At 49.3% G+C, this 21,669-nt stretch carries 17 protein-coding genes; 4 read left to right on the top strand and 13 right to left on the bottom strand.

What is annotated here, in order from left to right; translation table 11 throughout:
• Nucleotides 1–61 precede the first annotated feature (61 nt).
• Complete coding sequence (locus tag DW931_RS10365; RefSeq protein ID WP_022359008.1) at nucleotides 62–541, top strand: S-ribosylhomocysteine lyase; 480 nt, start codon at nucleotides 62–64, stop codon at nucleotides 539–541.
• 92 nt (nucleotides 542–633) lie between these two features.
• Here the strand turns inward: DW931_RS10365 and hisD are convergent, their stop codons facing one another.
• From hisD to DW931_RS10395, 6 genes are all read right to left on the bottom strand, one after another.
• Nucleotides 634–1,896 (bottom strand): histidinol dehydrogenase, encoded by a 1,263-nt coding sequence (gene hisD, locus DW931_RS10370; protein ID WP_347559441.1) that lies wholly within the window; start codon nucleotides 1,894–1,896, stop codon nucleotides 634–636.
• Between the two features lie 265 nt (nucleotides 1,897–2,161).
• The gene (locus DW931_RS10375; protein ID WP_107000658.1) at nucleotides 2,162–2,581 is read right to left on the bottom strand and encodes a heavy metal-associated domain-containing protein; all 420 of its coding nucleotides are present in this window, start codon (nucleotides 2,579–2,581) and stop codon (nucleotides 2,162–2,164) included.
• A 353-nt stretch (nucleotides 2,582–2,934) separates the two neighbouring features.
• Nucleotides 2,935–5,118, bottom strand: coding sequence for a ferrous iron transport protein B (gene feoB, locus DW931_RS10380; RefSeq protein ID WP_118482573.1), 2,184 nt, complete (start codon nucleotides 5,116–5,118; stop codon nucleotides 2,935–2,937).
• A 32-nt stretch (nucleotides 5,119–5,150) separates the two neighbouring features.
• Nucleotides 5,151–5,375, bottom strand: coding sequence for a ferrous iron transport protein A (locus DW931_RS10385; protein WP_022359013.1), 225 nt, complete (start codon nucleotides 5,373–5,375; stop codon nucleotides 5,151–5,153).
• 94 nt (nucleotides 5,376–5,469) lie between these two features.
• A complete protein-coding gene (locus tag DW931_RS16255; RefSeq protein ID WP_233430210.1) occupies nucleotides 5,470–5,805 on the bottom strand; it encodes a FeoA family protein in 336 nt (111 codons plus the stop codon).
• Between the two features lie 191 nt (nucleotides 5,806–5,996).
• The gene (locus DW931_RS10395) at nucleotides 5,997–6,719 is read right to left on the bottom strand and encodes a TraX family protein (protein WP_107000660.1); all 723 of its coding nucleotides are present in this window, start codon (nucleotides 6,717–6,719) and stop codon (nucleotides 5,997–5,999) included.
• A 498-nt stretch (nucleotides 6,720–7,217) separates the two neighbouring features.
• Between DW931_RS10395 and DW931_RS10400 the strand changes: the two genes are divergently transcribed.
• The 3 genes from DW931_RS10400 to DW931_RS15770 all read left to right on the top strand — a co-directional run bounded on the left by DW931_RS10400 (nucleotide 7,218) and on the right by DW931_RS15770 (nucleotide 10,745).
• Nucleotides 7,218–8,345, top strand: a complete 1,128-nt coding sequence (locus DW931_RS10400; RefSeq protein WP_107000661.1) for a carbohydrate kinase family protein — start codon at nucleotides 7,218–7,220, stop codon at nucleotides 8,343–8,345.
• A gap of 354 nt (nucleotides 8,346–8,699) precedes the next feature.
• Entirely contained in the window at nucleotides 8,700–9,794 is a 1,095-nt protein-coding gene (locus DW931_RS10405) for a glycosyltransferase family 2 protein (protein ID WP_347559442.1), read from the top strand.
• A 222-nt stretch (nucleotides 9,795–10,016) separates the two neighbouring features.
• On the top strand, nucleotides 10,017–10,745 hold the full coding sequence (locus DW931_RS15770; protein WP_147353111.1) for a hypothetical protein: 729 nt from the start codon (nucleotides 10,017–10,019) through the stop codon (nucleotides 10,743–10,745).
• Nucleotides 10,746–11,034: 289 nt separating this feature from the next.
• On the opposite strand, the gene tuf is transcribed toward DW931_RS15770, so the two are convergent.
• The 7 genes from tuf to rpoC form a co-directional block, all read right to left on the bottom strand.
• On the bottom strand, nucleotides 11,035–12,228 hold the full coding sequence (tuf, locus tag DW931_RS10420; RefSeq protein WP_107000672.1) for an elongation factor Tu: 1,194 nt from the start codon (nucleotides 12,226–12,228) through the stop codon (nucleotides 11,035–11,037).
• A gap of 155 nt (nucleotides 12,229–12,383) precedes the next feature.
• Nucleotides 12,384–14,504 (bottom strand): elongation factor G, encoded by a 2,121-nt coding sequence (gene fusA, locus DW931_RS10425; RefSeq protein WP_107000673.1) that lies wholly within the window; start codon nucleotides 14,502–14,504, stop codon nucleotides 12,384–12,386.
• 15 nt (nucleotides 14,505–14,519) lie between these two features.
• A complete protein-coding gene (gene rpsG, locus DW931_RS10430) occupies nucleotides 14,520–14,990 on the bottom strand; it encodes a 30S ribosomal protein S7 (protein WP_022358473.1) in 471 nt (156 codons plus the stop codon).
• Between the two features lie 305 nt (nucleotides 14,991–15,295).
• The gene (gene rpsL / locus DW931_RS10435; protein ID WP_022358472.1) at nucleotides 15,296–15,715 is read right to left on the bottom strand and encodes a 30S ribosomal protein S12; all 420 of its coding nucleotides are present in this window, start codon (nucleotides 15,713–15,715) and stop codon (nucleotides 15,296–15,298) included.
• Between the two features lie 392 nt (nucleotides 15,716–16,107).
• Nucleotides 16,108–16,524, bottom strand: coding sequence for a DUF5684 domain-containing protein (locus tag DW931_RS10440; RefSeq protein WP_022358471.1), 417 nt, complete (start codon nucleotides 16,522–16,524; stop codon nucleotides 16,108–16,110).
• A 21-nt stretch (nucleotides 16,525–16,545) separates the two neighbouring features.
• Entirely contained in the window at nucleotides 16,546–17,643 is a 1,098-nt protein-coding gene (locus tag DW931_RS10445; RefSeq protein ID WP_118469146.1) for an N-acetylmuramoyl-L-alanine amidase, read from the bottom strand.
• 360 nt (nucleotides 17,644–18,003) lie between these two features.
• Nucleotides 18,004–21,654 (bottom strand): DNA-directed RNA polymerase subunit beta', encoded by a 3,651-nt coding sequence (rpoC, locus tag DW931_RS10450; protein ID WP_107000676.1) that lies wholly within the window; start codon nucleotides 21,652–21,654, stop codon nucleotides 18,004–18,006.
• Nucleotides 21,655–21,669: the final 15 nt, after the last annotated feature.

Below are 21,669 nucleotides of genomic sequence, written 5' to 3' on the forward strand. Positions count from 1 at the left end.
TCTTATGCCTGTTTCTTTATATAATAAGGACAGGCATTTTTGATTTAGGAGGTATTTTTTTATGGATAAAATTACCAGTTTTACTATCGACCATCTGAAACTGCTCCCTGGCGTCTATGTATCCCGCAAGGATCGCGTGGGCGATCAGGTCATCACCACCTTTGATATCCGCATGACACGCCCCAACTATGAGCCAGTCATGAATACGGCGGAGGTTCACACCATCGAGCACCTGGCTGCCACCTGGCTGCGAAATAACGAGGAGTGGAAAGACCGCGTCCTCTACTTCGGACCGATGGGCTGCCGCACCGGCTTCTACCTGCTTCTCGCAGGCGACCTGACATCCGAGGAGATCGTGCCGCTGATGAAAGGGCTCTTTACTTTCATGCGCGACTACAAAGACGAGGTTCCGGGTGCTTGTGCAAAAGATTGCGGCAACTACCTCGATATGAACCTGCCGATGGCAAACTGGCTGGCTGACCGCTTTCTGCGCGAAGTCTTAGACGGAATTGGTCCAGAGAGACTGGTTTATCCGGAATAAAAGACAAGAATAGCAGGCGGTATGCTTTGAAACACAAAACCCCCAGATGCTGCAGCATCTTAGGGGTTTTATTCTATTATTTTCTATTTTTCCTATTTTCTTGCATCCGCAGCCGCTGCATGTCCAGATAATCCTTCTCCATGCGCCATACGCGATACAAGCGGTGCGATCCGCGCGGATGCCTCCGGGGTCATGCTCTGGTGGGTACAGGTCTTTAAGAATGTACCAACCCAGACGCCACCGGTATAACGTGCCGCCCGAAGAGTCGGAAGTGTGTGGTTGGTTCCGGAAGCATAATCACCAAATACCTCCGCCGTATTCTGACCGATAAACAGGGAGCCGTAATTAACCAGCTTCGGAATCAGTGCATCCGGATCTTCCACGTTGATCTCCAGATGCTCCGGTGCATACTCATTCGCATACTGAACTGCCTCGTCCAGGCTGTCTACCACGCCGATCTCTCCAAACGTATCCCAGGACTGTCTCGCAATCTTTGCCGTATCCAGAATCTTCAGCTCTTCCTCTACCGCCTCAATCACGCTCTTTCCAAATGCCTCATCCGTTGTCAGAAGAATGCCTTTCGCATTGACATCATGCTCAGACTGTGCCAGCAGATCGGCCGCCACCACCTTCGCACTCGCTTTTCCGTCGGCGATTACCAGGACCTCGCTCGGCCCGGCTACGAAGTCGATGCCGACCTGCCCGTAGCACTGACGTTTCGCCTCTGTTACGAAGCGGTTACCCGGTCCTACAATAATATCCACCGGCTTGATACTCCCCGTTCCATAGGAAAATGCCGCGATCGCCTGTGCACCGCCCAGTGCATAGATCTCATCCACGCCAGCCAGATCCATCGCTACCAGCGTCCTGGCATTGATATGACCCGTTCCACGCACTACCGGAGCGCAGGCGGTGATACGTTTTACTCCCGCTGCCTTCGCCGGAGTCGCTAACATCAGTGCCGTCGAATACAGTGGATAATTGCCGCCCGGCACATAACAGCAGCAGGACTCCACCGGAATGATGCGGTGTCCTAAAAAGACTCCCGGCTCCGGGCTGAAATTGTCAAGGGGTTTCACTGTCTGCCTCTGCGCGTTCGCAAATGCCTCAATATTGTGATGCGCCGCTTTCAGATCCGCCAGCTCCTGCTCGCCCAGCTCCTTATAAGCCGCATCAATCTCCTCCCGGCTGACCCGCAGCGATTCACGGGTACATCCGTCAAACTTCTCATTGTACTCCCTCAGAGCCGCGTCTCCGCGCCCCCGGACCTCACCAATAATCCCCGCCACGGTCTCTCGCAGATTCCGATTATCTTCCTCGCTTCGAACCTGTGCTTCTTTTATAATCTTGATCATACGTTCTGCCTCTCTGTATAAGTTTTATCATTTTTTCCAAGTATACCACAAGTCTTTTTATTTTGCGATACAAAATAAACCTATCCAGCACATCTGAAACCAGAACGTTACTGTACACGGGTAGGCACTTTTGGAACCGAAAGTGCCGTAAGAAAACGTGGTGGCAGCAGGAATTTGCCGTATTTAAATGCGAAGCCACGGCAAATTCCGTTACTGGGCACGTTTGCGTGAACAGTAACACCAGAACAGGATCACACTTTTTCTCTTAGACAACCGTCTCAATATTCTTAACCACAAATCCCTCTTTTTCAACCGCTTCCTGCAGCTTCGCATCGTCCACGCCATTCTCATAGAACACGCGGGCAATGCCTCTGTCTACGTCCGCATCTGCACGGATGACGCCGTTCTGGGCGGTCAGGGCTTTTTCAACGGATTTCTTGCAGTTTGCACAGTGCATACCCTCGATCCGCATGATCTTGGACGGGGTACCCGCTGTAACCGCTTTCTTGGAAAGATCTTCGCCGCGCGCACCAGCATTCCCATCGCTGCCGCAGGAACCGCAGCTTCCACCGGAGCATCCGCAGCATCCGCCGCCCTTTCCCGTGTAATGACGGATCGCCGAACGTAATGCCAGCAAAAGCAAAATCGCTACTACAATTAAAATTCCAATATCAATCGGTCTCATACGTTATCGTCCTCTCTTCTCTGACTTTTCGATGAATGGCTTCGGAGTATCTTTTTTATTTTATCATACACACGACAGATAAAATATCCTACAAAATAAACTACCAGAAAACCAATCACACCATAAAACATGGATCCAGATGAATCCCCCATCTATGCTTTCTCCTTTTCTTTTTTGAAATCGAATAAAACTGCCTCCAAACAGCAGACTTTCATCCTGCTATCCGAGGCAGCCTTATAAAGGATTAATTTTATCACTTATGATTACAGGCACCTGCCGATGCCCGGTCAGCGGAAACGCAAAACCACCGGCCGGACGGCAGAACCTGTTTTATTTTTCATTTAGAAACTAACTTATGAAGCTGCCTCTACAGAGCTTCTTGTGTAGCTCTTCTGATCCTTGTATGGATCCGGACGAAACAGCATGAACAGCATGAGTACAAGAAGGACTGCTGCCACGATAGTCCATACGTTGAATGCAACTGCGCCAAGTACCAGACCACCTAACTGATATACAATCAGGGATACAGCGTAAGCGAAGAGATTCTGATACAGGATAGCGAACCAGAACCATTTTCTGGACTGGAGCTGCTGTGCCATCGTTGCGATAGCTGCCAGACACGGAGAGTCAAGCAGATTGAACAGCAGGAATGTAAAGGCTGCGATGGTTGTCGGGAACCATGTCTGGATTGCTGCTGCTACGACATCGGTCTCCTCAGACAGATCCTCGGATACATTTGCCAGAACGCCCATGGTGGAAACGATAGCCTCTTTTGCTGTGAAACCAGTGATGGAAGCTGCAACCGGCTGCCACTCGCCGAAACCAAGCGGACGGAACAGGATTGCGATAGCGCCGCCCAGCATAGCCAGGATAGAATCAGCAGATTCTTCTACCAGACCAAATCCACCGTCTACAAATCCGAAGGAGGACAGGAACCACATAACAACGCAAGCCAGGAACAGGATTGTACCAGCCTTGATGATGAATCCCTTCAGACGCTCCCAAACATGAAGGAGAACGGTCTTAGCGGACGGAATGTGGTACGCCGGAAGCTCCATAACGAACGGAGCTGGTTTGCCGGAGAACGGTTTGGTCTTCTTTAACATGATCGCGGATACAAGAACCGCAGCGATACCTACAAAGTACATGATCGGAGCCATCATAGTAGCCAGATCCATGTCGCCGCTCATATAACCAGCCATAACGCCGCCCATCAGAGCGATAACCGGCAGCTTCGCACCACACGGAACGAAGGTTGCTGTCATGATGGTAAGACGTCTGTCGTTGTCCTGCTCGATGGTCTTGGACGCCATGATACCAGGAACGCCGCAGCCAGAAGAAATCAGCAGCGGGATGAAGCTCTTACCGGACAATCCGAAGTGACGGAATACACGGTCCATAACGAATGCGATACGTACCATGTAACCACAATCTTCCAGAATGGAAAGGAAGAGGAACAGGATAGCCATCTGCGGAACGAAACCAAGAACGGCACCAACACCGCCGATGATACCATCCACTACAAGGCTTACAATCAGGTCAGAAGCGCCTGCTGCTGCCAGTGCATCGCCAGCCCAGCCCTGAATTGCGCCAACAAATGTATCATTGGTCCAGTCTGTTACGAATGTACCAACGGTAGTAACGGATACATAGTAAACCGCCCACATAACAAGAACAAAGATCGGAATACCAAGTAAACGGTTGGTTACGATGCTATCGATCTTATCCGAAAGACTCATCTTCTGAGCCGGTTTCTTTACGGTCTCCTCGATAACCTTCTGGATGTATACATATCTCTGGTCAGTGATAACGGACTCAGCGTCATCATCAAACTCTTTCTCCAGCTCCTTGGTGTAACGGGAGAAACGGTTGTCTGCACTAAGACCAAGCTGCTCTACAACCTTGCTGTCATTCTCGAGAACTTTGATTGCGTACCATCTCTTCTCTGCTTCCGGAATGCTGGACGGAAGCTCTGCCTCGATTGCGCTTACTTTATCCTCTACGCTGCCCTCGAAAATAGCGCTTACAGTGCCTGCAGCATGGCTCTTTGCAACTTTGATTGCCTCTGCAATAACTTCCTTTAGACCGGTTTTCTTCAGCGCGGAAGTCTCAATGATCGGGCAGCCAAGTTTCTTGGACAGTGCCTTTACATCAATGTTGATGCCGTTCTTCTTCAGAAGATCGCACATATTTAAAGCGATAACAACCGGAATACCTGTCTCGATCAGCTGTGTGGTCAGATACAGGTTACGCTCAATGTTGGTTGCATCGACTAAGTCTACGATGACATCCGGATTCTCTTTTAAGATAAAATCACGGGTTACAACTTCCTCCAGTGTATACGGAGAAAGGGAATAAACTCCTGGAAGGTCCGTTACATTTACCTCTTCTCCCGAAGCATCTTTTAATTTACCGGTTTTCTTCTCAACTGTAACACCCGGCCAGTTACCTACATACTGGTTTGCACCCGTCAGTGCGTTAAACATGGTTGTTTTACCGCAGTTCGGGTTACCCGCCAAAGCAATATGAATTGCCATTTTTCATCCTCCTGCTTTTTTAATCAAACTTATTAAACTGTCTGAACATCTACGCACTCAGCATCGGCTTTACGAAGTGAAAGCTCATATCCACGAATCGTAACCTCTACCGGGTCGCCCAGCGGAGCTACTTTTCGAATAAAAATCTCGCTTCCCTTCGTGATGCCCATATCCATGATGCGGCGTTTGTATGCGCCTTCGCCATGAATCTTGACAACTTTGACGGTAGATCCAACCTGTGCATCTTTAAGCGTCATTCTCTGTTCCTCCTAACCATTCCAATTTTTTACTCGGGATTCCGTCTGCTTTTCTACCATACAACCTGCTCCGGAATATCCCCATTCCCTTGTCTTAGACCAGAATGTGTCTTGCCTGATCCTTATTTATAGCCACTCTGGACTCCTTTACGTGAATAATCACGTCTCCGTCCAGCTGGGTTATCACTTTTACTTCGGTTCCCTCGTTAAACCCCATGGATTTTAAATGAGAACGAACCTCTGTGTTTCCGCTGATCTTTTTGATCGTATAGGCGGTTCCTACGGTTGCCATCGAAATCGGCATTGCTCCCTGCATACGATTCTCCTTCCTCTGTTTTTCCACCTTCTGCCCGTCATGATGTCTCACTTGGCGGAAACGGCTGTTTTCATCTGCCGGTAATCTAATTGATTCGCGTACATTAATTTTCATTAGTGCCTGCTAACAGTTGTTAGAGAAAGCTAATTTTCATTAGATGAGACTAATTTTCATTAGTTCCTCCTAACCCATACATAAGGTTAGCACATACTAACTTTATTGTCAAGTTTTTTTGCCTGACCTGGAAATAAAAAAAGGGCGTGTTTTACGCCCGAAAATTGTCAAAAATTCCCATAGGATAAAAGTCATCCCAGCCATTTTCCCACAAAATACAGCGTCAAAAGATGCGCCGGATAATAGACATAAAAGAAGGAACGAAATCTGCTCCGACCTCTGGAGCCGTCATATAACATGAAACAGACAGCCGTGAGCGCCAGTACCCAGAGGGGTTCCTGCCACGCGAACGCGCCGATGAGGACGGCGGCAATCATCTTCATAAACACCCCCGCCGTTTTCTCATGAAAAAGAATGTGCTTTGGCACGTTAGTGCCTGAATTTCCTATTACACAAAAATAAAATGCCAGCACCAGTCCCATCCCCCATGCGCCGCCGTCTGCTCCCGCCGCTTCTGTCAGCGTACAGAACACTGCCGTCAGCACCAGCTTCTCCCAGATATCGTTTCCATACCGCTCTAACAGCTCCATCGCAACCAGCGCCAGAAAAAAGGTCAGGCAGACATTCTGGTGCTGTGCATCCATCCACCGTCCGGAAAATGCCAGATCATACGGAATTTCCGACACAGCCGCCGCCAAAAGTAGCCGCCGTTCATAGCGCCTGCGATCTCGCGTGTGAAAAAATCCTTCTACTAATAAAAAAGCGAACAATGGAAACGCCAGATTCCCAAATGCCCGGAATCCCGGAACCGGTCTGCAGATTACCGCGATGTGGTCTGCTGTCATCGCCAGAAGCGCTAAATATTTAAGGGAGAACGTGCTGAGATGGAGGCGGGTTAAAACCGCTCTTTGCATTTTCTCTGATTTCTCATTCTGCTTTTCATTGATTCGGTCTTTTATCGCACTTTCCTCCCTTCATCCCCTGTCCGTTCTATCTCTATTCCATCAAATTATACTGAATATTACACTCTCTGTCCATCCGCACTTTTCCACTCTCTTTTTCTCCTTCTCCCCTATTTTCCCATTCTCATTTTCCACTCTTTCTACCCATTTTTTTCTTTAATTTTCTGTAACTGTTCAGTACCTTCACAGTCACGCGCAGTAAATGCGCAGACCTACTGAACAGTTACTATTTTCTCTAATAAAAAAATGCCATTTTTTCTTATAAATAAAGGGTTTTCGGCACTTTTCCGCGTCCTTTTTACATTAATTTTACATTTTATTTGACAAACGAAAAACCGTGTTATATTCTGTAAATGGTGCTGGTGCGAGATCCTGCTGAAAAAGCAAAAATCCCGCACCGCTCTTCATTTTAAATACTAAAAAATACACGGACAAAAGAGGTAGAATCTCATGGCAGGTTTAGATATTATTTGCATTGGCGCTATCAATTATGACTATATGTTTCACTGCACCGGGCTTGATCTGGTGGAGACATCCGCCGGTGGAGGCGACGAGAACTTAAGCAACCCGATTTCCGATGTGGAAAACGATATTCAGGAGCTGGCGATAAAAGGCAAGGAATACACAACCCAGATCGGCGGTTCTGCTTTCATCACCCTGAAAGTGGCAAAGCATATTCTCCCTAACCTGCAGGTCGCTTACGTCGGCGTGTGCGGCACGCCCAGTCCATTCGATCTGCGCTTCGGCAAGACAAATGACATTGACGCCGAGCTGGCGCACCTGGATAACCGTGACTGGCTGTTTACCACGCGCGAGCGCTTCGACGATCCATATTCCAAAGCGATTGCCAAATCGATTGTCCGCCTTTATAATCACACGCGCAATTGCATCAAGATCGCGCCGTGTGCCAACAACACTCTCTTAGACCGCATCCATGAACAGGAAGCCCGGACGGGAACCACACTGGCGGAGTACCTCGCGCAGGCCCGCTGGATCCACCTGTCATCCCTGTCTGATTTCGACCAATTCGAGGCAATCATGCAATCGGTCATCCAGGCAAAACATTTAAATCCTGCCATGAAAGTCAGCATGGATCCTGGTTTTGAGTATACATCGCTGCGCCGTGAGCGCTTACAGCCACTGATCGCATATGCCGATTATGTTTTCTTAAATAAATCCGAAAAGAAAAACCTCGGCTTCAATGCCCGCAGCGCCCGTCCGCTCTACGCGAACCTCTGTGAGTATTTTTCTGCGATCAACCCGGATCCCACCCGCACCCTCATTGTCAAGCACGATGACCGCCATGAGCTGATCCATTTTAAGGACGGCGTATGTCAGATCCGCACAGTCCGCCACAAAAAGCTCTACCAGTACCAGTTAAACAACGATACCGGCGCCGGTGATTCCTTTGCCGGCGGTTTCATCAGCGGTATGCTCGATGATCGGCTCAATTCGGATATCGCTGAGCCGATCCAGCTCGGTGTTCTGGCTGCCAAGGGACGGATGCGTAGTTTTGATTATGAGAACCCGTATCTGAATATACAGAAATTGACCGATGCTTTTTTCGAAGCTCTATAATATTTTTTTCAAGTGCTGTTAAATAGCGCAGCGTGAATTGCAGCCATCATTTCAGGAGAAAAGTACGTTACTGTTCACACACGTGTGCCCAGCAACGGGATTTTGCCGATGCTACGCATTCCAAATCGGCAAAATCTGCTGCCGAAACTGTATCGTACGGAATTTTCAGTTCAGAAAATTCCTACCTGTGAACAGTTACAAAAGTACCCGCAAAATAATAGAACGTTACTTTTCTCCTGTTTATCCTTATATAATTATATATATAATGTCTGTACACATCAAAAAACTTCTTTCATATTTTAATATCAATTTGATATTGATTTTGGAGATCCCATGATCCGCCTCAGCCTATGTATGATCGTCAAAAATGAAGAAGCCGTTTTGACGCGTGTTTTAGCATCTGCCATACAATTTGCGGATGAAATCCTCGTCGCCGACACCGGTTCCACCGATCGAACTGTAGAAATCGCCCGGCAATACACCAAACATATTTATCACTACCCGTGGAACGATGATTTCGCCGCCGCGCGCAATTTCATCTGTGAAAAGGTCACAACCGAATACTGGATGTGGCTCGACGCCGACGATGTCGTTCCCGCAGAATCGATTACAGCGATTTTAAAGTTGAAAGAAACTTTAAGCAAATCCCCGCAGCCCGACGTTGTCATGATGAAATACATCGCTGGATTCCAGCCGGACAGCACACCTGCATTTACCTACGATCGCGAACGGATTCTGCGAACGGACCGGCATTTTCGCTGGAAAGGACGCGTCCACGAAGCCATCGCGCCACGCGGCAGAATTCTCTATTCTCCTATTCAGATCGAACACCGGAAGCCTGCTTCCGCTTTCACCCATTCTGACCGGAACCTGAAAATCTATGAAACAATGCTTGCAGACGGCGAACTGCTCGATCCGCGCCATCAATACTACTACGCCCGCGAACTCATCGACCACAAACAATACGAAAAAGCCCGCCCGGTTCTGGAACATTTCCTAAACGAACCGGACGGGTGGTATGAAAATAAGGCGGACGCCTGTCTGCTTCTGGCGCGCTGCCATGAAATACTCAGAAATATAGCTGCCAGTCAGCTTTCCCTGTTCCAGAGTTTTCTCTACGACCGCCCACGTGCTAAAACTTGCTGTGAGATCGGACGGTTGAAACTTTCCCTCGGAGAAATTTCCCAGGCTGTTTTCTGGTACCAGCTTGCCCTCAAAGACCGACCAGAATATCATCCAAATGCCTTTATCGAAGCCGATTACTATGATTTCATTCCTTTAATCCAGCTCTGCGTCTGCTATGATCGAATGGGAAACTATGATAAGGCACTATATTATCATAAGGAAACAAAAAAAATCCGCCCGGATTCTCCGGCGGTTTTGACAAATGAAGAATACTTTCAAACCATATCCTCAAACCATAAAACAAACGGATTACCTATCTTGTGACATTCTCTCCGACCTCTGCAGTGGTCTGAGCAGCGGACTGGGAGTCGTTCCATCCAGCGGCATCCACACTTCCTACATTCATTCTTACCGTCTTCCACACTTATAATATTCCACAGTTCCCAGCCCTCAATTTCCCAGCCCTTTTCTGCTAATGCACATCTCTTTCATCGCACACATATACTACATCAGGATGGATGTCCTAAATCTGGAAAGGAGTTTTTTATGTTTCGTCATTCATGTAATTTTCCCTACTATTTTGATGATAGTGACTATGAAAATAACGGCTATGGGCGCTGCGGACGCGATCGCGGCTGTCCCGGTTCTTTTGAACCCTACAACTGCTGTCGTCCCGGTCCCATAGGACCACGCGGCTGCCCCGGACCGATCGGACCTGTCGGTCCCACTGGTGCTGCCGGACTCGATGGACTGGACGGCGCTACGGGTCCGGCTGGGCCGACTGGTCCGACCGGGCCGACCGGCGCTACCGGTCCTGCGGGTCCAGCTGGGCCGACCGGCACTACCGGGGCTGTTGGTCCGACTGGGCCGACCGGCGCTACCGGCGCTGCGGGTCCGGCTGGGCCGGCTGGCGCTGACGGGGCTGCGGGCGCTACGGGTCCGACTGGGCCGGCTGGCGCTGACGGGGCTGCGGGTCCGACTGGGCCGACCGGGGCTGACGGCGCTACCGGCCCAACTGGCGCTACAGGAGCTACCGGCGCTGCGGGTCCGACTGGCGCTACAGGTCCTACCGGCGCTGCAGGAGCTGTCGGCGCTACAGGAGCTACCGGCGCAACGGGTCCTACCGGCGCTACAGGTCCTACCGGTCCCGCCGCCACCGTTACCGCCGCTGCTCCCGTCGCAGATGCAACAAGTGCTGAAGATGTCGTTGAACGCTTCAATGAACTTCTTGCCAACCTGCGTGCCGCCGGACTTCTGGCAACCGACAATGCGTAAAAGGCTGAAATTCTGTGAAAAAGAATGTACCTTGACACATTCGGGCATCTCGCGCGGTCGCTTGCGACATGTTTCTGCTTCGCGCGAGTACGCATCCTCGCGGAGCGTTTGTTGTTTCATAGAACGCAATTTCCTATGAAACAACAGAAAAACCCCGGAAACCTTACGGTTCCGGGGTATCTCTTACGTCTGGACACAATGCGCTTCCTGGAAGCGACTTTATAATATATATACGGTACATCTTCTTGCCTGCTGCGCATACAAGAAGCACCTTTGTTTAATTCATTGATTACTCGATGATAGTAGCAACTCTACCAGATCCTACTGTACGGCCGCCCTCACGGATAGCGAAACGAAGACCCTGCTCCATAGCTACCGGATGAATCAGCTCTACAGTCATCTCTACGTTGTCGCCCGGCATACACATCTCGGTACCAGCCGGTAACTCACAAACGCCTGTTACGTCAGTGGTTCTGAAGTAGAACTGCGGACGATAGTTGTTGAAGAACGGAGTATGACGACCACCCTCGTCTTTTGTCAGAACGTAAACCTGAGCAGTAAATTTCTTATGGCATTTTACAGAGCCCGGTTTAACCAGACACTGACCACGCTGGATGTCAGTTCTCTGAACACCACGAAGCAGAGCACCGATGTTATCACCAGCCTCAGCCTGATCAAGCAGCTTACGGAACATCTCGATACCAGTTACAACAGTCTTACGAGTCTCCTCGTGAATACCAACGATCTCAACCTCATCGTTCAGTTTCAGAGTACCACGCTCAACACGGCCGGTAGCAACAGTACCACGACCTGTGATGGTGAATACGTCCTCGATTGGCATCAGGAACGGCTTATCAGTAGCACGTACCGGATCCGGAATGTAGGAATCTACAGCGTCCATGAGCTCCATGATCTTGTCGCCCCACTCGCCGTTCGGATCTTCAAGAGCCTTCAGAGCAGAACCCTGGATGATCGGTGTGTCATCGCCCGGGAACTCGTACTCGTTCAGCAGGTCTCTGATCTCCATCTCAACCAGCTCAAGCAGCTCCGGATCGTCTACCATATCGCACTTGTTCATGAATACTACGATGTACGGTACGCCTACCTGACGGGAAAGCAGGATGTGCTCTCTTGTCTGAGCCATAACACCATCGGTAGCAGCTACAACCAGAATAGCGCCATCCATCTGAGCAGCACCAGTGATCATGTTCTTAACGTAGTCAGCATGTCCTGGGCAGTCAACGTGTGCGTAATGTCTCTTCTCTGTCTGATACTCAACGTGTGCAGTAGAGATAGTAATACCACGCTCTCTCTCTTCCGGAGCTTTATCGATATCCTCGAAGTTCTCAGCTGTGTTACCAGCTACTCTTGCAGCCAGAACTTTTGTGATAGCTGCTGTCAGGGTTGTTTTACCATGGTCTACGTGTCCGATAGTACCAATGTTACAATGCGGTTTAGTTCTTTCAAACTTTGCTTTTGCCATTTTAAGACGTCCTCCTTAATTTACACCCAATACGGGTATCTCAATTTATGTTAGGCTGACTCTAATTATATTCGATTAGAGCCGTTTTTTCAAGCCTAATATTGCTTTTCCGGGCAGTTATCTGCCCGGAAAAGGCAATATAGTTACATTTTTAATTATTTCTCAGCTTTTCCAGCAAGAACTTTCTCCTGAACGCTCTTCGGAACCTGCTCATATTTCTCAAAGAACATGGAGTAGTTACCACGTCCCTGAGTTCTGGAACGAAGGTCGGTAGAATAACCGAACATCTCTGCCAGCGGAACATAAGCCTTAACCAGCTTGCCGCCGCCGATGTCTTCCATACCCTCGATACGACCACGACGAGAATTGATATCACCGATGATATCACCCATATACTCTTCCGGCATGGTTACCTCAACCTTCATGATCGGCTCAAGCAGTACCGGGTTACCTTTACGCATAGCATCCTTGAATGCCATGGAACCTGCGATATGGAAAGCCATCTCAGAAGAGTCGACCTCATGGTAGGAACCATCGTATACGTCAGCGTGAACGCCGAGTACCGGGAATCCGCCGAGGATACCTGCCTTAGCAGCCTCTTCGATACCTTCGCCTACAGCCGGGATGTACTCTTTCGGGATAGCACCGCCGACAACGCTGGACTCAAACTTGAAGGTCTCTTCGCCGTTCGGATCCATCGGAGTGAAGTGTACCTTACAGTGACCGTACTGACCACGACCACCAGACTGTTTTGCATACTTGCTGTCTACATCTACAGCCTTTGTGAAGGTCTCTTTGTAAGCTACCTGCGGAGCACCTACGTTAGCTTCAACGTGGAACTCACGAAGCAGACGGTCTACGATAATCTCCAGATGGAGCTCGCCCATACCAGCGATGATTGTCTGACCAGTCTCTTTGTTTGTATAAGCACGGAAGGTCGGATCCTCCTCTGCCAGTTTTGCAAGAGCCTCGCCCATCTTGTCCTGACCAGCTTTGGTCTTCGGCTCGATAGCGATGTCGATAACCGGCTCCGGGAACTCCATGGACTCCAGGATTACCGGATGCTGCTCATCACAGATAGTATCACCTGTGGTGGAGAACTTGAATCCGATCGCTGCTGCGATATCACCGGAGTAAACCTTTTCCAGCTCGTGACGCTTGTTGGCATGCATCTGAAGGATACGTCCAACACGCTCTTTTTTGTCCTTTGTTGCATTCAGTACATATGAACCGGAGTTCATAACACCTGAGTACACACGGAAGTAAGCCAGCTTACCTACGAACGGGTCGGTCATGATCTTGAATACAAGAGCGGAGAACGGCTCTTCGTCGGAAGAATGTCTTACAGTCTCGTTGCCATCCAGGTCAACACCCTTGATCGGCGGGATGTCAAGCGGAGACGGCATGAACTCGATGATTGCATCCAGGAGCTTCTGAACACCCTTATTTCTGTATGCAGTACCACAGCATACCGGGATTGCCTGACACTCGCAGGTTGCTTTTCTTAATACTTTCTTTAACTCATCTACAGACGGCTCTTCACCCTCAAGGTAAGCCATCATCAGATCGTCGTCCAGCTCGCAGATCTTCTCTACCAGCTCGGTGTGGTAAAGCTCAGCGTCATCCTTCATATCCTCCGGGATATCAAGGATGCTAATGTCCTCACCCTTATCATCATTGTAGATGTATGCTTTCATCTCGAACAGGTCGATAATTCCCTTGAAATCATCTTCCTTGCCGATCGGAAGCTGTAAACAGATAGCATTCTTACCAAGTCTGGTCTTGATCTGCTCTACACAGCCATAGAAGTTTGCACCCAGGATATCCATCTTGTTGATGAATGCCATACGCGGTACATTGTAGGTATCAGCCTGACGCCATACGTTCTCAGACTGCGGCTCTACACCACCCTTAGCACAGAATACACCTACAGCACCGTCCAGTACACGCAGGGAACGCTCAACCTCAACCGTGAAGTCAACGTGTCCTGGAGTATCGATGATGTTGATACGATGCTCCAGAGCGCCTGGTTTCGGTTTGCAGTTTTCCTGCAGAGTCCAGTGACAGGTTGTCGCTGCAGAAGTGATGGTAATACCTCTCTCCTGCTCCTGAGCCATCCAGTCCATGGTAGCAGTACCTTCATGAGTATCACCGATCTTATAGTTAACACCAGTATAATACAGAATACGCTCAGTAGTGGTAGTCTTACCAGCATCGATATGAGCCATAATACCAATATTTCTGGTTCTCTCTAACGGATATTCTCTTCCAGCCAAAGCTTTTTCCTCCTATTAGAATCTGTAATGAGCAAATGCCTTGTTAGCCTCTGCCATCTTATGCATATCTTCTTTCTTCTTCACAGATGCACCAGTGTTGTTAGCTGCATCCAGAATCTCTTTTGCCAGTCTCTCTTCCTGAGTCTTCTCGCCTCTCTTACGGGAGTACAGAGTGATCCAGCGAAGTGCAAGAGCCTGTCTTCTTTCCGGCTTAACCTCGATCGGTACCTGATAGGTAGCACCACCGATACGTTTTGCCTTAACTTCCAGAACCGGCATGATGTTGTTCATTGCCTCTTCGAAAACCTCTACAGCTTCCTTACCGGATTCTGCAGCGACACGATCAAACGCGCCGTATACGATCTTCTGAGCAACGCCCTTTTTGCCGTCCAGCATGATGTTGTTGATTAATTTAGTAACAACCTTGTTGTTGTACAGCGGATCCGCTAATACGTCTCTTTTCTGAGTATGTCCTTTACGTGGCACGTTACTTCCCTCCTTAATATCTGCTCCGGCGGGGAGCCGCGGGAGCCATTCATTAGATCTTAGGTACTCGCATTGAACACTTAGCGAGGTTCCTCACGAGCTTAGTGTGAAAGCGCACCTGCGAAACGAGCGCGTCTTTCAGCGCGACATTGAGCATGGTGCTTCCTCTCTTCCTACTCGGCAGGTTCTCTCTAAGTTCAACCTGCGTCTCGTGCGCGGTTCTATGATTCCCTGCAACCTACAGGATCAATATCAAAGTCCGGCACATTCATTCTAAATCTAATAGAACTTCTACCTAATTAAAATTATTTCTTGTCTTTCGGTCTCTTAGCGCCGTATTTGGAACGCGCCTGTTTTCTGTTGGCTACGCCTGCAGTATCAAGAGTACCTCTGATGATGTGGTATCTGGTACCTGGTAAGTCTTTTACACGACCACCACGAATCAGAACAACGCTGTGCTCCTGTAAGTTGTGTCCCTCACCCGGGATGTAGCTTGTTACTTCGATACCGTTGGAAAGACGAACTCTGGCGATTTTTCTAAGAGCAGAGTTAGGCTTTTTAGGTGTTGCAGTCTTAACGGCTGTACACACGCCTCTCTTCTGCGGTGCAGAAACGTTGATAGCTTTCTTCTGTAAAGAGTTGTATCCCTTCTGCAGAGCCGGAGCTGTTGATTTCTTTTCAGATGTCTGTCTTCCCTTTCTTACTAACTGGTTAAATGTAGGCATCCTTTTCACCTCCTGTGATATTGTCTGTGGTTGCTTTTTTAAGCTTGTATTTCCGCGCAGAAATTCCTTGAATTTTGCACGCTTACTTATTATAGCTAGTTTGAGTTGCACTGTCAAGGTATAAAATGCAAATTTTTCCCGTAAAATAAAGGGTTTGTTACTGTTCACGCATACGTGCCCAGTAACGGAATTTGCCGTGGCTTCGCATTTAAATACGGCAAATTCCTGCTGCCACCACGTTTTCTTACGGCATTTTCGGTTCCAAAAGTGCCTACCTGTGAGCAGTAACAAGGGTTTTGTGCTGTAGCCAGGTACAGTGCAAAACCCTCTATTGTCTCATCTGACTCTTTTTTTCTGGAAAATATCTTAAATATCCCGGAACTTCATTTCCGCTACTCCTGCGGTCCCATGTACTCCGAATCACCAAAACCAAGAATCAGCATAAAAAGCGGATTCAGGAAAAATAAACCAATCGTAAATCCTATCCCGTGACCATAGGCACACGCCAGCTTATAGAGTGCCACCACATTCATGAGTGCTGTTCCCAGAAGCGCAAGCGAACCGATAACTCCCACGATTCCGCCGAAGGAATTTAAAATACCTCCGCCGACCGCCAGTCCCAGTGCCACCCAGAAATACTGCACATCCCATGTCAGCCGGTACTGTACATAGCCATTGTAAATTGGAATGATGGATTTCCATCCTTCTTCCCCGGCTTTTGTAAAAATCTTCCAGTATGCAATTACCTGCAGAATATAAAAGATAAACGCAAATAATGCATATGCCATAATAAACGCCACCAATCCCATATGCTTTCCTCCTTTCAGTTTTTACTGTCCGAAGAACGTATTCACGCCAGCCAGCAGTCCGTTCGCCAGCGTCTCAAGCGTCGCACCCGAATGATCGGACGCCTTATCTCCCAGCTCAATATCCACACTCGGAATCGTTGAATAGGAAGTCTGGGTCAAATCCATCTCCATGCTGCCTTTGGAATAAATCTTCACACCCGCGCTCTTTAAGCCGCTGATCAGCGACTCGCCCAGTTGGTTGTGCTGCTTCCAATGAGAGGCAACCGGCTCCATCGCACGGTAGGTTGCATTGCTTGGAACGCTCATGAAAAAGGCACCCTTGTTGCTGCTGGTTGAATCCCAGTGCAAGGCTATATGACAGTCCGCGTTGTTATTCGCAATGACCGTACGGGCTATATTATCCAGCTGTACATCATCTGATTCACGGATCATCAGTACATCATAGCCTGCATTCAGAAGTTTTGTCTTAAGCACCTTTGCCATAGCAAGTGTTACCTTGCTCTCTGCTGTTCCATCTGCAAAGGTCATACCGCTGGAAACTGCCACTGCTGAGGTAGCACCGGCTCCGGTTGTGCCGCCGGTTACTTTCGCACTTCCATCCGGATGACACTGGGTCTTGACGCTTCCGCCACCGTTTGTTCCATGTCCGGCATTGACGCAGACCACTTTATTTTTCTTGTTGGAAGCAGTCGAGCGGTACAGGGTCGCAGTTCCGCTGTTGATCTTTGAATAATTTGCGTATTTATAATTAGAAGAAAGTGCGATCTCCGTGCCGCCGGATGTCTGCGCTCCCGCTGCTGTCTGGCTGGTTGTCTGGACAGCACCTGCGGATGCCGGTTTTTTGCTTGTCACATAGGCGGATGAAACGTAATACTTCTTTCCATTCAAAAGAATCATCGTCCACTGCCCGCTGGTTCCCACGCGCTCCAGCTTCTGACCGTAGGACAGATTGCCCGCGATATTATTGTCCTTGATCTGCGCCGATGTCCGGTAGCGCAGGGAAGACGTATTGACATACACCGAGTCACCTGCCAGCGCGATCTGCGACATACCGGCTGTCACCAGCAGAGCCGCCGCCAGTCCCAGTGTATGTTTTTTGAGCCGATTGTGTCTCTTCATCTATATAATCTCCTTCCAATGTCTCTATTTTTTAAATAATTGTTTCTGTTTTGAAAGTCTAAAATCGTTAAATTTGTTTTTTAAATTCATACAATTCAATCACATTACTTTGGATTTTAAACATTTCCTTTATAAGTATAACGGATTTTCCCCTTCGATTCAACCAATCCCGCGCTTCTATTTCTTACGGTTTTCTGTCTATGATATGGCAGGAACGAATGTGCCTTGGCACATTCGGGCGTCTCGCGCGGTCGCTTGCGACAACCTACAGCTTCGCGCGAGTGCGCATCATTGGCACAAAAAAAGACCGCCGCATCTCTGCGGCGATCTCCAAAAAACGATTCCGTTTTTCATTTTTAATTATTCTTCACTCAGCTCATCCTCGTTGAGTACAATCTTGTCTGCCTCGTCCAGTTCAGCCGGCTCGTTGAAGTCGTCCTCTGCCAGATCGATATCATCCTCTTCCTCAACATCAGTGTTCAGCTTGATAGAGCGGTAACGCTTCATACCGGTACCAGCCGGAATCAGCTTACCAATCAGAACGTTCTCCTTCAGACCAATCAGCTTATCTACCTTTCCGTTGATGGCAGCCTCGGTCAGAACCTTGGTTGTCTCCTGGAAGGATGCAGCGGATAAGAAGGAGTCGGTTGCCAGAGATGCCTTGGTGATACCCAGCATAACCTGACGTCCGATCGCCGGCTCTTTGCCCTCGGCTTCCAGCGCCTCGTTCATCTCGTTGAAATCGAGTACATCCATGGATACGCCCGGCAGTACGTCGGAATCTCCACTTTCCTCAATCTTAATCTTCTTTAACATCTGGTGTACGATCATCTCGATATGCTTATCGTTGATTTCTACACCCTGTAAGCGGTATACACGCTGTACTTCCTGGATCATGTAATCCTGTACGGCGCGAACGCCCTTGATCTTCAGAATATCGTGCGGGTTCACGCTACCTTCGGTCAGCTCGTCACCAGCCTCCAGAACCGCGCCGTCCTGAATCTTGATACGGGAGCCGTAAGGAATCAGGTATGTCTTGGAATTGCCCGTCTCATTATCCGTGATAATGATCTCACGTTTCTTCTTGGTATCTTTGATGGTTGCCACACCGCCGAACTCAGCGATGATAGCAAGTCCCTTCGGCTTACGTGCCTCGAAAAGCTCCTCGACACGCGGAAGACCCTGTGTGATATCGCCACCGGCAACGCCGCCCGAGTGGAACGTACGCATGGTCAGCTGTGTACCAGGCTCACCGATAGACTGTGCCGCGATGATGCCGACTGCCTCACCGACCTGGACCGGCTGACCGGTTGCCATGTTGGCACCGTAGCACTTCGCACACACACCGATATGGGATTTACAGGTCAGGACGGTACGGATCTTGATGGAATCTCTGCCCTGTTTCTTCAATGCTGCCATAACAGCCGCTGCACGCTTCGGCGTACACATATGATTCTTCTCAATCACCACTTCACCTGTATCCGGGTCTGTGATTGTCTCAGCGATGAAACGTCCTGTGATACGCTCCTGCAATGTCTCGATGGTCTCCTGACCATCCATGAATGCCTTGATCTCCATATACGGAATCTCCGGCTTATCCCAGCAGCAGTCCTCCTCGCGGACGATCAGATCCTGGGATACGTCTACCAGACGTCTGGTCAGGTAACCAGAGTCGGCAGTACGCAGAGCCGTATCGGACATACCTTTTCGAGCTCCGTGTGCGGAGATGAAGTACTCCAGTACGTCCAGACCCTCACGGAAGTTGGACTTGATAGGAAGTTCAATCGTATGACCGGTCGTATCTGCCATCAGTCCTCGCATACCAGCAAGCTGTTTAATCTGCTTATCCGATCCTCGCGCACCGGAGTCAGCCATCATGAAGATGTTGTTATATTTGTCAAGTCCTGTCAGCAGGTCGTGAGTCAGCTGATCATCGGTTGCCTTCCAGGTCTCGATAACTTCTTTGTAACGCTCTTCCTCTGTGATAAGACCACGGCGGAAGTTCTTTGCGATATGGTCAACCGTTGCCTGCGCGTCAGCAATCAGCTTCGGCTTGCTTGCCGGTACGGTCATATCGGAAATCGATACGGTCATGGCTGCACGTGTAGAGAACTTGTAGCCAATCGCCTTGATATCATCCAGGGTGATCGCTGTCTGGGTTGCACCATGGACATTGATAACCTTCTCCAGAATCTGCTTTAACTGCTTCTTGCCTACGTGGAAGTCAACTTCCAGTTTCAGCTCGTTCTCTTTCTGGGAACGGTCTACGAAGCCCAGATCCTGCGGGATGATCTCGTTGAAGATGAAACGTCCAACGGTAGACTCGATGATACCAGTCTTCGTTGTGCCATCCGGCATCGTGCGGGTTACTCTTACTTTGACACGGGAATGCAGGGTAACAACCTTGTTCTCGTATGCAAGAATCGCCTCGTTGATGCTCTTGAATGCCATGCCCTCGCCCTTGGCGCCCGGACGTTCCTGGGTCAGATAGTAAATACCAAGTACCATATCCTGAGAAGGAACGGCTACCGGACCACCATCGGACGGTTTTAACAGGTTATTCGGAGAAAGCAGCAGGAAACGGCACTCTGCCTGTGCCTCCACGGAAAGCGGAAGATGTACCGCCATCTGGTCGCCATCGAAATCGGCGTTGAATGCGGTACAAACAAGCGGATGCAGCTTGATTGCCTTACCTTCTACCAGAATCGGCTCGAATGCCTGGATACCCAGACGATGCAGTGTAGGAGCACGGTTTAACATAACCGGATGCTCTTTGATTACATCCTCGAGAACGTCCCAAACCTCCGGCTGAAGGCGCTCTACCATCTTCTTTGCATTTTTAATGTTATGAGCGGTTCCGTTGGAAACCAACTCTTTCATAACGAACGGTTTAAACAGCTCGATCGCCATCTCTTTCGGCAGACCGCACTGGTAAATCTTTAACTCCGGTCCTACGACGATAACAGAACGTCCGGAATAGTCAACTCGTTTACCCAGCAGGTTCTGACGGAAACGTCCCTGTTTACCCTTTAACATATCGGAAAGGGACTTGAGGGCACGGTTGCCAGGACCGGTAACCGGACGACCGCGGCGGCCATTGTCGATCAGGGCGTCAACTGCCTCCTGAAGCATACGTTTCTCGTTGCGCACGATGATATCCGGTGCGCCGAGCTCCAGAAGTCTTGCCAGACGGTTGTTACGGTTGATAATACGGCGGTACAGGTCGTTTAAGTCGGAAGTTGCGAAACGTCCGCCATCCAGCTGTACCATCGGACGGATATCCGGCGGGATAACCGGGACAACGGTCATGATCATCCACTCCGGTTTGTTGCCGGAATTTCTGAATGCCTCTACGACTTCCAGACGCTTGATGATGCGGGCACGCTTCTGTCCGGTTGCATCCTGTAACTGGTTTCTCAGATCCTCAGAATCCTTCTCCAGGTCGATCGCCTTTAAAAGCTCCTGAATCGCCTCGGCACCCATGCCGACACGGAAAGAACCGTAACCGTATTTCTCGATCTCGTCACGGTACTCCTTCTCAGACAGAACCTGCTTCATCTGCAGTCCGGTCTGTCCCGGATCCAGCACGATATAGGAAGCGAAGTACAGAACCTTCTCCAGAGTTCTCGGAGAAATGTCCAGAATCAGACCCATGCGGCTCGGAATTCCCTTGAAATACCAGATGTGGGAAACCGGAGCTGCAAGCTCGATATGACCCATGCGCTCACGGCGGACGCTGGCTTTTGTAACCTCAACGCCGCAGCGGTCACAGATAACACCTTTATATCTGATTTTTTTATATTTACCACAGTGGCACTCCCAGTCCTTGCTCGGTCCAAAGATTCTCTCACAGAACAGGCCGTCTTTCTCCGGCTTTAATGTTCTGTAGTTGATGGTCTCCGGCTTTTTAACCTCGCCGTGAGACCACTCCAGAATCTTTTCAGGGGATGCCAAACCGATCTTGATTGCGTCAAATGTCAATGGTTGATATGTTTCATTTGTCTCTGGCATGAGCGGTACTCCCTC

This window comes from Clostridium sp. AM43-3BH (genome assembly GCF_003479985.1).
Lineage (GTDB): Bacteria > Bacillota > Clostridia > Lachnospirales > Lachnospiraceae > Otoolea > Otoolea fessa.